The following is a 12585-nucleotide window of genomic DNA, read 5'->3' as shown; positions in this document are numbered from 1 at the left end:
CCAGTATCACTATCGCATAGGCTATTCCAAAAAGTGTACAGAAAGAGGCAAAATGTGCTTTATCTGCGCTAAAAAGCTGGTAATTTATGGCATCTTTTTTGTACATATTCTAATTAGGAAAAACTTTGAGTGACTCTTCGATAAACGTAGCTAAATTTGGCGGAACTAGTGTCGCAACCTACGCCACCATGCTTAATTGCGCCAAGGTGGTAAAAGGCAACCCTGCTACTAAAGTGGTGGTGGTAAGTGCATCAGCTGGGGTAACCAACATTCTGGTAGAGCTGGCACACAAGGCTCTGACCAAAGATGAAATTTCGGCTTACATTGAGCAAATACAAGCCATTGAATTCGCTATATTAAATGACTTAGGCGCGCCGACTTTGGTGGCCGATAAGTTGTTGGAGTTACTTGAGTCATTGAAACAATTGGCGTTTCATGAAGAAATACTCCACCGTCCTGATCTAAAAGACAGCTTGCTGTCGCACGGTGAACGCATGGCATCGCTGCTGTTTTCCGAGGTATTGACGCAGCAAGGTCTACCAGCGGATAATTTTGATGTGCGTAATGTCCTTCTGACCGACAGCGAGTTTGGTCAGGCGGCTCCGCAACTAGATGGCATAAAGCAGCGCGCGGCAAAGCTAATGGCACCTGAAATAGCTAAAACCGTTCTGGTTACCCAAGGGTTTATTGGCTCTGACGAAGCAGGCAATACCACTACCCTTGGACGTGGAGGCTCTGACTTTACTGCTGCTTTATTAGCTGAAGCCTTAGGCGCACAAAGCTGTGAAATCTGGACGGATGTGATTGGTGTTTATACCACGGACCCGCGCATTACTGATGCAGCAAGACCTTTGCCTGAGCTAAGCTTTGAAGAAGCCGCAGAAATGGCTACATTTGGTGCTAAGGTGTTACACCCAGCGACCATGGAGCCGGCGCTTCGTCAAAATATAAAGGTATTTGTTGGCTCAAGTAAGGAGCCTGAAAAAGGCGGTACTTGGATTGTTCGTGATTGTGAACATGAACCTTCTTACCGCGCTATTACTCGCCGTAAAGACCAAGTTATGGTGACAGTGAAAACGCCTAAGATGATGTACGCTCAGGGGTTCTTGCAGAATGTATTTACCATTATCGCCAAGCACAACTTAAGTGTTGATTTGGTGACGACATCTGAAATTTGTGTCTCGTTCACTCTGGATAACCCGCCTAATTCAGTATTGCAGCGTTTGAACCGTGAGACGATCGAAGAGCTTAGCCAAATTTGTGAAGTTGAGCTTGAAGAGCATTTTGATTTGGTGACTGTGGTAGGCAATAACATGCACAGTGCAGCTGGTGTATCGAGCCGTATTTTCGCTGCCGTGTCTGACTTTAACCTGAGAATGATTTGTTTCGGTGCCAACGTGCATAATATGTCTATGTTAGTGAGCGAAAAGGACAGTTCAAATGTGGTGAAAGCCCTGCATAAGAGCTTGTTTGAAGCTGAATAATTAACGCATTTTAGTCATAAAAAAACCGCTATCGAAAAGTAGCGGTTTTTTTGTGCGCTACAAGTAAGCGCAATATAGGCTAATTAGACCTTAAACTGCTGTACAGAACTTTGTAGCTCTTCAGCAAGCTTGGCCACCTCGTGACTTGATTCAGACGTTTGATGCGCGCCTACAGAGGTTTCTTCGGCGATATTCACGATATTCTCTAGCTTCTCGCTGATTTCTTGCGACACCACATTTTGTTCTTTCGCTGCTTGAGCGATTTGCGAACTAACATCGTACGCTTTATGAACGGCATCAGAAATGAGCTGCAAGGCTTTGGTTGAGGCTTCGGTTTTCTCAACACAAACGGTTGTTTGCTCTTTGCCTTGGTTCATTACTGCTACGGCTTTTTCAGCACCCGCTTGAAGCACTTCAATCATCGAGTTAATTTCTTGAGTCGATTTTTGTGTGCGACTGGCAAGGGTACGTACTTCATCTGCTACTACGGCAAAGCCTCTACCATGCTCACCTGCGCGCGCCGCTTCAATGGCCGCGTTTAATGCGAGTAAGTTAGTTTGGTCAGCCACGCCACGAATAACATCCAAAATACCGCCGATGCTGGCACTGTCTTGATGAAGCTTATTAATAACCTCGGCCGCTTCTTCAACGTCACGGGCGAGCACTTCAATGGTGCGAATGTTTTCTTCCGAGATAGCTTTAACCTTCTCGGCTTCTTCATCAGCATGTTGAATTTGACGCAATGTATCTTCAGCGCTTTGACTGACAACCAAGGACGTACTGTGCATTTCTGTTGTTGCGGTAGCAACTTGCGCGATCTGTGATTTCTGCTCTTGAATCGATGTGGTGGTTTGCATGGTCACCGCAGAGGTCTCTTCTGATGCGGCAGCTAACTGAGCAGAGCGAGAGCCTATACCTGAAATCAATGACTTTAAGCTGTCAACCAAGTTATTACAGTTTTTCGCCAAAGTGCCAAATTCATCATCGGAAGAGTCGTCTAAACGTTGAGTAAGATCCCCTGATGAAACAATGTTCAGCATCTCATTAACTCTGTTAAGCGGCTTGATAATAGCTCGCACACCAAAGAAGGCAATTACGCTGGCAATTAAGACCGAGATAATAACAATAAATGTGGTTCGTAGATTGCCAGAGCTAATTGAGCTTTTGACCGATTCATTGGCTATCGATGCTTTATCATCGGCAAGTTTAGACAGAGTATTAAGTTTGGTAATGGCTAACTCGATGTTGGCATCTGAGGCCCTGTAAGCGGCAGTGGCTTCATTCTGTTTGTTGATCTTCTTTACTTGGTTTTGTAGCACACCCGTTGACGAGCTTACCAAGTCTAGGACTGACCCCGTCAACTGATAGATTTCGGACAGGGTACCACTAGGGTCGTTGCCACCCGCTGCGTTTTGAATGCCACTCAAAGATTCACGAATTTGGTTTACAACCAGTTCTACCTCGTTGCCTAGGGTGTCAGCCCTAACCAAATTTTGGGTTTTAATATATTCTGAGCTCACTGTGATAAGTGACATTAAATTGGTTTCAAGGCGATTGGCTAATTCTGAAGCCTTGGCAAGTTGGGCATTATTTTGAACTTCGTCAAGGTCAGAGAAATCTAAGATCAATGAGGATGTGTCATCGGCGTTATCTTCAATATCGCCAATTTGACCACGCAGTGTATCGCGCATAGCAAGGTCAGCTTTACGGCTATCAAACAGCTTTAAGACATTGACCTTATAGTCTTCGTAAATGCCATCCACTTCTGCTAAAGAGGCTTTTAAGTCAGACTCTTGGCTGACTACCTGCTTAAGTGTGTTGAATTCGTTTTCAAAGTTGCTTTGGCTATTGTTAAAGGCTTCGCTTTTTTCATCAAGGCTGTCTAAACCGTCACCGTAGTAGGCTTCTGCCGTTAGGCGCCCCATGTTTAAGAATGACACTTTGAGTTGACTACTGCCGCTGACCGTCGGAAAAGCGAGATTACTTACGTCTTCGGTAGCGTCATCTATATCATCTAAGGTAGCGAGTGAAAATATTCCCATGACGATAAGCAGCGAAGTAATAATGGCAAACCCACCTACAACGCGCAGTGCTACAGTCAATTTCATGTGTGCTCTCCAAATAAATCTATTTATTATAGGTGTTAGGGCGATTATTTTATTGTGTGATGAATGCAAACTGCAATGCAGCTAAATTACATATTTTAATCTCTTACAGGCCAGTTTCACACAATAACAAAGGCAATCATACCTGCGTTACTTATGTCCCTAACACAATGCTTATCAAATTCGATAACCACTACAATCTGCTTAGATTTACCCTACGAAAGTAGTATCGACTTAAAAGCGGTTAACATTAGCTAACTTTTTAATTTTACTTGAGATAATAACGAAATGCTTCGCATTCAGCACATTTAGCAGTTATTAATATAATACAAAACTGAAGACGTTTTATGACAAAATGCGGAAATTATGAATAGGGAAGTGATTGAATATGGTCTCGTTTTAGCTTTGCACTCGCAACCAGTCATCTGCACGAAGCAAGGTCATATGCCCTCCCCAGACAAATCCTGTATCTAAGGCAATAAAGTGACTGTTTTGAGTCTCGCCATTCAAAGCCGCCCAATGCCCGAAAACGACTCTTTGCTGAGTTGTTAATTCTGGGTTGTTGACGCTAAACCACGGAGTGAGGGACTTAGGCGCATCTTGCGGTGGGGTTTTACATTCAAACTCAAGGCGCTGGTCTTTTTCCAAGAAACGCATTCTAGTAAATGCATTAATGATAAAACGTTGCCTTGACTCGCCTGTCAAGTCATCAGCCCAGCGGTTGGGCTTGTCACCATACATGTTTTGTACTAATTGCTGCCAGTGAGGGCCTTGTAGCGCTGTGCTAATTTCATCGCTCAAGCCCAATGCTTTATCAAAACTCCACTTAGGATATAAGCCCGCGTGGGTCAGCAATGTATTTTCTCCAAGGCTTAGAGCAAGTGGCTTTTGGCGTAGCCAATGGCAATATTTTGCGAACCTGTCAGAAGCAATGACGCTGTCAAGCTTGTCACCCTTTTTTGCGCGCCTAACACCGCAGAATATTGCTAATAAATTTAAGTCATGGTTACCTAACACGGTGTGAAAACTATCACCTAATCCGTGCAAATAACCGAGGGTTTCTAGAGATTCAGGGCCACGACCAATAAGATCGCCAACCGCATATAGTGTGTCTTTACCCGGTGCAAAGTCTACTTTGCTTAAAACGACTTTAAGGCCACTCAAGCAGCCCTGTATATCACCCACGATATAATCAGCCATGTGTAAACTCTGAACTAGTTGATTTGATGAGGGACGGCTAGGCGGAAAATATCAATGGGTACACGAAAGAGTGCGCCATCTTTATCCTGCATTTCGTAATAACCTTGCATTGAGCCTACGGGGGTATCAAGCACAGCGCCGCTAGTATATTGAAAGCTATCGCCACTTTCGATGTGTGGTTGCTGACCAACAACGCCAGCGCCTTCTACTTCAGATTGTTTGCCATTGCCGTCAATGATGAGCCAATAACGGTTGATAAGCTGCACACTTTCGTCACTCTTATTGGCAATGTTAATTTCATAAGCAAAAGCGTATTTGTCCGCCTCATTGGCGGTATGCTCTGGTAAATGCTGGGTGTGTACAACAACCTTAATTTTATCACTTAGCTCGTGACCCGTACTTAATGAACTTGTCATTTAATCCTCCTGAGTACTAAACGCAAGATCGGCAATCTGTCCAAATTGAGCCAGTGATAAGTTTTCCGCTCGTAATTCAGGGTTAATATCCAACGAGATAAGTTGCGCTTCGCTAAGGCTTTCTTTCAAGCTATTGCGAATGGTTTTACGGCGTTGATTAAACGCTTGAGCACATACGCGGTTAAGTGCTTCTTCGCTTTTTACCTCTACCGGCCTAACCTTGTGGGGAATAAGACGCACCACAGCTGAATCGACTTTAGGCGGTGGGTTAAAGGCCCCTGGCGGGACATGAATAACCGGCATGATGTGGCAGTGATACTGCGCCATCACAGACAAGCGGCCATAGTTCTTGTTACCCGGTGATGCAGCCAGCCTGTTTACCACTTCTTTTTGCAGCATAAAATGCATGTCTTGCACTTTGTGCGCGAACGAAAACAAATGGAACATCAAAGGGGTTGAAATATTATATGGTAAGTTACCGAATACTCTTAACGGATGCTCTTCACTGAACAACTCAGAAAAATCGAACTTTAGGGCGTCCTTTTCTACGATGTTCAGCTTACTGGCAATGAACGGGTGCGTACGCAAACGCTGGGCAAGGTCGCGGTCTAACTCGACTACGGTTAGCTTATCAATCAGTTCGCAAACCGGTTCGGTAAGTGCGCCTAAACCCGGGCCTATTTCTACCACGTTTTGTCCCACTTGTGGGTTAATGGCAGATACGATTTGATCAATAATGTAAGGGTCGTGAAGAAAGTTCTGACCGAAACGTTTTCTGGCTGTGTGGCCTAAATGTTGTTTGCTCATTGTGTACTTTTTGCCAATGAAATGGCTTCCTTGATAGCGATGCTAAAACTGCCAACATCGGCTTGGCCGGTAGCGGCTAAATCGAGTGCGGTTCCGTGGTCCACGGAGGTGCGGATAAAGGGTAATCCCAACGTGATGTTTACCGCTTGACTAAAGCCCTTGTATTTTAACACAGGTAGCCCTTGATCATGATACATAGCAAGCACGGTATCGGCTTGTTGCAAATACTTTGGATTAAAAATAGTGTCAGCCGGTAACGGCCCGGTAAGCGTTATGCCCTCTTGGCGCAAAGCGTTAAGGGCAGGAATGATCGTATCTATCTCCTCACGGCCAATATGCCCGTCTTCACCTGCATGAGGATTGAGCCCACATACAAAAATATGCGGCTTAGCAATGCCGAACTTGGTTCTTAGATCGTGATCTATGATACGGATCACGTTATCCAGCTTGGGCTGAGTAATAGCAGCAGATACCGCTGTCACTGGAATGTGCGTCGTAGCGAGTGTTACGCGCAAGCCTTCGGTGGCCAGCATCATCACAACTTCAGGGGTGTTCGACTGCTGGGCAAAAAATTCAGTGTGGCCACTAAAGGGAATGCCTGCCTCGTTTATCACGCCTTTATGCACAGGACCTGTCACCAGAGCCTGAAATTCGCCATTGAGATTCATCTGGCAAGCTTGGTGCAGTGTATCTAGTACGTATTGGCTGTTCGTTGGATTTAGTTTTCCAGCAATGACTTCATCTTGCAGCGGTATATCAACAATATAAAGCGACCCTGCAGGTTGAATGTCCGTGCGGCTTGCATCGTATGGTAATAACGTCAGTGGGATATTCAGTTCATTTGCACGGGTACGCATCAGCTCAGCATTGGCAAATACCACTAACATGGCCTGCCATTGCTGCTGCGCTAAGGTGATGATTAAATCTGGGCCAACCCCTGCTGGTTCGCCCGGTGTTATGGCAAGCTTAATGGTCATGAATTAACTATTGTCTTTTTCATCAAGTAATTCGACATAAGCGCTGTCACGCATTTCTTTCAACCATGCTTCAGTTTCTTCAGCAAACTTACGCTGGAACAACAACTGATATGCTTTGTCTTCTTTGCGTTTTTCTGTGGCGTCTTGTACACGTTTATCCATCAATTGCATTAAATGCCAGCCGTGAGTAGAGCGAACAGGTTGGCTGATTTCGCCTACTTCTAAGCTCTGCAATGTATCCCTGAAGGCCGGTACATAAACGTTAGGGTCAGCCCAACCTAAATCACCGCCGCGCAAAGCTGAACCAGGATCAGCTGAGTGCTCTTTAGCTAATTCAGCGAAGTCTGCTTCACCTGCCAACAGTTCTTTTCTAAATTCGGTCAGCATCTTTTCTGCTTTTTCATCGCTTAAAATAACCGAGGGTTTGATCAAAATGTGACGAGACTTGAGCTCTGCAACTTCGACTTTTTCAATGCCACGAAAATCAATAATTTTCAACACGTGAAAACCTGCACCACTGCGGATAGGGCCGATTAAATCATCTTTACTGGTGCCTTGTACTGCCTCTGCAAAGAGTGTTGGCATAGAGTTAATGTTCATCCAACCTAAATCACCGCCTTCAAGCGCTTTAGAGCCAGAAGAAGAAGCCGTAGCGATTTTGGCAAATTCAGAGCCGTTGTTTAATAGTTCTAATACTTTCTCTGCTGTGTCTTTGGCTTTACTGACGTCTTCGTCAGTTGGCTCAGGTGGAAAACCAATCAAAATATGACCTAAATGATACTCAGCTTGTTGTCCGCCTTGTTCATCGATAAGCGTCACTAAGTTGCTTATTTCTTGAGGCGTAATGTATATGCGGCGACGCACGTTGGCGCGGCGCACTTCGCCAGTGACCAATTCTTTGCGCACTTGCTCACGATATACCTCAAAGCTGACCCCTTCAGAGGCAAGGTTTTTACGCAAGTCTTCAACTGTTGTGCCGTCTTCTCTGGCGATGTTGTCTATGGTTTGATCTAATTGCGGGTCGCTAATTTGAATGCCCATACGCTCAGCCATTTGATTTTGCAAACTATCCACAATCAAGCGCTCAATCGCTTGGGTGCGCAAAACGCGATCTGAGGGTAAGGTTTGATTGTTGGTTAATGCGTTACGTTTTACGGTATTAACTAATTCTTCAATTTGGCTTTCAAGAACCACGCCTTGATCGACAATGACTGCTACGTTGTCCAAGCGGACTTGCTTGGCGAACGTGTTAAACGAGATAAATGCCAAAAGGGCAAAAGTGACTACAGTTAATTTCATATTTATGGTTACTTATTAATTAAAATTTACACCTGAGTGTATGGGTTATTTTTTATGGTACTTGGCGCTAATCTAACAGATAAGGCTGTCGATAGCCGAACAATCCATCTCTTAACATATCGCGCCCGGAGCTATCGCCGCCAATTCCTTTAAATAGGAATTGAATCGCGATACCTGAATCAAATTCATCAGTACTTTGTAGGCCATCATCATCAAAACGACTGGTTAATTGACGTTGAGCTACGATGCGCAATGCCCAGCAACACGATTCGTATTGTAATCCTGTGTAGCTCTCGATGGTACGGTGACGATCGATATCTCGATACCATCGCCCAACCCAGTACCAGTCTTGGGCGATGGGCCAACTGGCTGTTAAGCCTAGTTGACTGATCTGTTCGCCAGATAAATCACGCACAAATCGATGGTTGATTTGCAGCATTTTGTCTCTAGCAAGCCGATACTCAAGGCCAACACTACTTCGTTCAACTTTGTCAGTTTGGGTGGATACTTGCACTTCACTGTGGGCTAACCACTTACTGCCGATGCGCCAGTCCAACTCTGCTGCTAAGGCTGAGCGGTCATCTTCTTTACTCGCTGCGGTGACCTTGTTGTCTTCAAGATAGAAAATCTGACCTAAGCTAAGTTTAAATTGTTCCCTATTATCTTCATCTATTATGCGAGAGGTTACTCCTAGGGTCACTTGATTCTTATCGCTGATGCGGTCTAAGCCAGTGAATTCCTGCCCTCGAAACAATCCAGCAAAATCGTTAAACAAGCGTGTTGTGTCATACAAACCGATATCTGATTGGTCTTCATAACTGGTGTAAAGGTACTGGGCTCTGGGCTCTAGCGTTTGAGTGACGTTATCCCCAAACCAATGAGCTTGACGCTCAAAGACTAAGGCCCCGTATAGTTTTGCTTGGCCTAAGGTGCGTGACACGTCACGAGACAGGTCAGTGCCCTCGATATCCTCTTGGCGATACACCGTATGCATTATTGAGGTTTCCGCTAAGAATTCCCCCCAACTGTTTTCTAAAGGTAAGCTGAGCGTCGGGGCGATATGTGCGCGGGTGGCCTTAGGGCTAGTACCATTAGCATTGTCGAAACGGGCTAGCTCAGAGTGAATATCAAATTTAAAGCCAGCGGGTAAATCGGTAACATAATCGAGTTTTAATTCGGGCAGCGCGCGGTAGGTGTCATCGTGATCACCTAAAATTTCAAAATCTCTAAGTTGCAAACTAACATTCAGTGCGTCGGAGTAATAATGCAAACCTAGGGTTCTAAACAGGTGAGTATCCGCAGAGTTGTAATAATCAGAGCCCAAATCGACAATATAGTTGTCATCGCTTAAGCCGTTAAAATCTACATTCACTTCCCAATCGTCTGATAACGCACCTTTATGAGTGAAGCGATAAAAATAGCGATCCTCGTTGGTCGTTGAATCGGAATCGTTGGGTAAGTACTCAATATCAATCTGGCCGCTGTTGTTCTCAGTCAAATATCGAAATTCTGTCTTTAGCTGCAAACCACGCTTAGTCATGTATCTAGGGGTAATCGTCGCATCGTACTGCGGGTCTAGATTCAAATAATAAGGTTGTTCGTAAGCAAAACCTGTGCTGCTACTACTGCCGACTTGGGGGAACAATAAACCGGTTTCACGGGCATCGGTCACCGGAAACGAGTAGTAAGGTAAATAAAATATGGGAATATCTTGCACATAGAAGAACGCATTGCGCGCGACACCACGGGTTTCATCTGGTTTCACTGTGATACTATCCGCGTGTACCAACCAATCTTCCTGTCCTGTGGGGCACGTGGAGAACGTGACACCGTTTAACTCCAAGCCTTGGGTTTGGTCCACCACTAATAACTCTGCTTGACCACGAGCATTGAGGGTGGTCAATTCATATTGCGTATCGGCAATTTCCATGCGGTTATTCTGGGTATTAAGAAGCACTTTTTGGCTGGTCACGCTCAATTGAGGGTTTTGATAGCTCACATCCCCAGTGGCAATTAATTGCTGAGTAGTGCGGTCAATTTGCGCCTTATTGGCAATAATTTGTGAATCTTTGTTGGTTATTTCCACGTCTCCCTCAAATTCTGCGAAATTATCTTGCTGAATAGAGGTCATATTAGATATAACTTGAATTTGTCCGTTTGGCAGACGCTTCTCTACCACGAAAGTATTTGCAGGTGCTGGGCATGTTTCTTGGGCTACAGCGCTAAGCGAGCACACAGAGAAACAGAGCACGTGAAGAGGTTGCTTAATTTTCATACGGTAGGGTAAAAAGGCAGCCTGATAATGGTTAAAGTCACGGGGGTTAAGCTCCAATTTTAAGGGTTTCACGCAGATTTGCTAGTAAACTTGCAAAAAAAGCGATATTTCGCCATTCTTCGCTGTCAATTTTTACCCCAACAAGAGGTCCTAAGTGAGCCCATTGGCACAAAGACAAGCACAACTGATGGATTGGATTAATCATTCCACACCTTATTTGTGTCAACAATTACACATGGTTTACGGTGATGCCAGCTTTAGGCGTTACTTTCGCTTCACCTTTGATGGTCGCAGCATTATTGCTGTTGATGCCCCACCTAAATTTGAAGATAGTCGTAAATTTGCATTAGTCGCTGAGCTCTTTGCTGCTAACGGATTATGCGTGCCCGATATATTGGCCGCTGATCATGACTTAGGTTTTTATTGTCTCAATGATTTCGGTGATGAGCAATTGGCGCATCAATTAAACGAGCAAAGTTGCCATCAACTATATCCCAAGGCGTTAGCGCTGCTGCCAAAGGTACAGCAATGTACAACGACTACTCAAGCATCTTTGCCAGCCTATGATCACAAACTTTTTTCTCGTGAGTTTGAAATATTCACCCAGTGGTTATTAGATGTGCATTTGAGTTACCAAACCACGACCGAGCAACAGACTATGTTGAACGACACATTCAACGTGTTAGCGGATAGCTTTTTTGAGCAACCCAAGGTCGGCGTACATCGAGATTTCCATTCGCGCAACCTGATGATGCTTGAAAGCGGTGATATCGGCGTGATTGATTTTCAAGATGCAGTGATTGGCCCCATTACTTATGACGCGGTGTCATTATTGCGCGACTGTTATCGGCGCTGGCCGGATGAATGGGTCAGCAATTGGCTAGAGGCATTTCAACAGCAGTTTTACCCGCAATACTCCCTTGCTAAATTTACCCGTTGGTTTGATTTAACCGGTATGCAACGACATGTGAAAGCCAGCGGCATATTCGCACGCCTTCATCACAGAGATGGTAAAAGTGACTATTTAGGCGATATTCCCCGCACCTTGGGTTACTTAGTTGATATTGGCAAAGGTTATCCTGAGCTTTATGGATTTGCTAAGTTTGTTGAAGATGAAGTTTTACCCAGTGTGTTGGCAATAGAAGATGCTGGAAAAGGTAAAGTGGTCTCACTCGCTCGCAGCAAAGGCTAGTAAAGTCGAACGTTAAAAAGCTTGGATATGATAACGCGAGGTTATGACGAACAGTGGTTGTCACTAATAAATGAATAAAAGAATAAATACTGCGATGATTTTGGCGGCTGGGCGGGGTGAGCGCATGCGTCCATTAACAGATACCCTCCCAAAACCCTTGTTAGAAGTGCGCGGTAAGCCTTTGATTGAATACCACCTTGAACACCTAGCCACAGCGGGTATCAAGCGCGTTGTGATCAATCACGCTTGGTTGGGCGATAAAATAGTACAACGGCTCGGTGATGGTTCGCGCTTTAATCTAGAAATAATGTATTCGAAGGAAGAAACGGCACTTGAAACAGCAGGTGGCATAAAGCAAGCATTGCCACTGCTTAGTCAAGATAACCCGTCAGGTGCATTTTTAGTGGTCAATGGTGACGTTTTCACTGACTTTTCTTTTGTGAACATGCTTGATGAATTGTCGGCAAAATCTGCTCTGCTTGCTAATGAGTTCCCCTTGGCCCACTTGATATTAGTGCCAAACCCCCCACACAATCCTGATGGCGATTTTTACCTACGGGGTGGTCGTGTGAGCAAAGTGCTACAGCAAGTCCCCCAGAATGAAACACCAACCTGCGACGGCCAGTGGGGTAAATACACTTTTAGCGGTATCGGAGTATACCGCAAGGCGTTGTTCGACAGCCTCACTCCAACGAGTTTGCGGTTAGCGCCGGTATTGGTCGATGCGATGGCCAATGAGTTAGTCAGTGGGTCCCTATTTGAAGGCCTGTGGATTGATATAGGCACGCCTGAGCGTTTGGCTCAATTAAATACACAAGATTGAACGACTG

10 protein-coding genes are annotated in these 12585 nt (G+C 45.0%); 3 read left to right on the top strand and 7 right to left on the bottom strand.

The genetic code is table 11. The annotated features are described in order from the left end of the window. Positions 1 to 125: 125 nt before the first annotated feature. Positions 126 to 1484 carry a lysine-sensitive aspartokinase 3 gene (gene lysC / locus PATL_RS17550; protein ID WP_011576160.1) on the top strand — a complete coding sequence of 453 codons (1359 nt, stop codon included), beginning with the start codon at positions 126 to 128 and terminating at the stop codon, positions 1482 to 1484. Positions 1485 to 1567: 83 nt separating this feature from the next. Here the strand turns inward: lysC and PATL_RS17545 are convergent, their stop codons facing one another. The 7 genes from PATL_RS17545 to lptD all read right to left on the bottom strand — a co-directional run bounded on the left by PATL_RS17545 (position 1568) and on the right by lptD (position 10635). Next, positions 1568 to 3592 carry a methyl-accepting chemotaxis protein gene (locus PATL_RS17545; protein WP_011576159.1) on the bottom strand — a complete coding sequence of 675 codons (2025 nt, stop codon included), beginning with the start codon at positions 3590 to 3592 and terminating at the stop codon, positions 1568 to 1570. Between the two features lie 396 nt (positions 3593 to 3988). Further along, the gene (locus PATL_RS17540; protein ID WP_011576158.1) at positions 3989 to 4789 is read right to left on the bottom strand and encodes a symmetrical bis(5'-nucleosyl)-tetraphosphatase; all 801 of its coding nucleotides are present in this window, start codon (positions 4787 to 4789) and stop codon (positions 3989 to 3991) included. Between the two features lie 14 nt (positions 4790 to 4803). Beyond that, positions 4804 to 5205, bottom strand: a complete 402-nt coding sequence (gene apaG, locus PATL_RS17535) for a Co2+/Mg2+ efflux protein ApaG (RefSeq protein WP_011576157.1) — start codon at positions 5203 to 5205, stop codon at positions 4804 to 4806. Further along, positions 5206 to 6012: a 16S rRNA (adenine(1518)-N(6)/adenine(1519)-N(6))-dimethyltransferase RsmA gene (rsmA, locus tag PATL_RS17530; protein ID WP_011576156.1), complete on the bottom strand. Its 807-nt coding sequence runs from the start codon at positions 6010 to 6012 to the stop codon at positions 5206 to 5208. Continuing rightward, a complete protein-coding gene (gene pdxA / locus PATL_RS17525; RefSeq protein ID WP_011576155.1) occupies positions 6009 to 6989 on the bottom strand; it encodes a 4-hydroxythreonine-4-phosphate dehydrogenase PdxA in 981 nt (326 codons plus the stop codon). The genes rsmA and pdxA overlap by 4 nt, the downstream gene beginning before the upstream one ends. A 3-nt stretch (positions 6990 to 6992) precedes the next feature. Further along, entirely contained in the window at positions 6993 to 8288 is a 1296-nt protein-coding gene (gene surA, locus PATL_RS17520; RefSeq protein ID WP_011576154.1) for a peptidylprolyl isomerase SurA, read from the bottom strand. Positions 8289 to 8355: 67 nt separating this feature from the next. Then, the gene (lptD, locus tag PATL_RS17515; RefSeq protein ID WP_232283247.1) at positions 8356 to 10635 is read right to left on the bottom strand and encodes an LPS-assembly protein LptD; all 2280 of its coding nucleotides are present in this window, start codon (positions 10633 to 10635) and stop codon (positions 8356 to 8358) included. An 82-nt stretch (positions 10636 to 10717) separates the two neighbouring features. Here lptD and PATL_RS17510 point away from each other — a divergent pair, with 82 nt between their 5' ends. Both PATL_RS17510 and murU read left to right on the top strand, forming a co-directional pair. Next, complete coding sequence (locus tag PATL_RS17510) at positions 10718 to 11755, top strand: aminoglycoside phosphotransferase family protein (RefSeq protein WP_011576152.1); 1038 nt, start codon at positions 10718 to 10720, stop codon at positions 11753 to 11755. A 70-nt stretch (positions 11756 to 11825) separates the two neighbouring features. Further along, a complete protein-coding gene (gene murU, locus PATL_RS17505; protein WP_011576151.1) occupies positions 11826 to 12578 on the top strand; it encodes an N-acetylmuramate alpha-1-phosphate uridylyltransferase MurU in 753 nt (250 codons plus the stop codon). The last annotated feature ends 7 nt before the right edge of the window (positions 12579 to 12585 follow it).

Origin of the sequence: Paraglaciecola sp. T6c, from assembly GCF_000014225.1 — a bacterium.
In the GTDB taxonomy this organism is placed as follows: domain Bacteria; phylum Pseudomonadota; class Gammaproteobacteria; order Enterobacterales; family Alteromonadaceae; genus Paraglaciecola; species Paraglaciecola atlantica_A.
Note: the sequence above shows the minus strand (reverse complement) of the source record. Positions and strands in the feature narration are given on the sequence as shown.

What these genes read in the sequence shown, in the direction of transcription:
- PATL_RS17545 (WP_011576159.1), bottom strand. Translation starts at nt 3,592, where the DNA reads ATGAAATTGACTGTAGCACTGCGCGTTGTAGGTGGGTTTGCCATTATT.
- PATL_RS17540 (WP_011576158.1), bottom strand. Translation starts at nt 4,789, where the DNA reads ATGGCTGATTATATCGTGGGTGATATACAGGGCTGCTTGAGTGGCCTT.
- apaG (WP_011576157.1), bottom strand. Translation starts at nt 5,205, where the DNA reads ATGACAAGTTCATTAAGTACGGGTCACGAGCTAAGTGATAAAATTAAG.
- rsmA (WP_011576156.1), bottom strand. Translation starts at nt 6,012, where the DNA reads ATGAGCAAACAACATTTAGGCCACACAGCCAGAAAACGTTTCGGTCAG.
- pdxA (WP_011576155.1), bottom strand. Translation starts at nt 6,989, where the DNA reads ATGACCATTAAGCTTGCCATAACACCGGGCGAACCAGCAGGGGTTGGC.
- surA (WP_011576154.1), bottom strand. Translation starts at nt 8,288, where the DNA reads ATGAAATTAACTGTAGTCACTTTTGCCCTTTTGGCATTTATCTCGTTT.
- murU (WP_011576151.1), top strand. Translation starts at nt 11,826, where the DNA reads ATGAATAAAAGAATAAATACTGCGATGATTTTGGCGGCTGGGCGGGGT.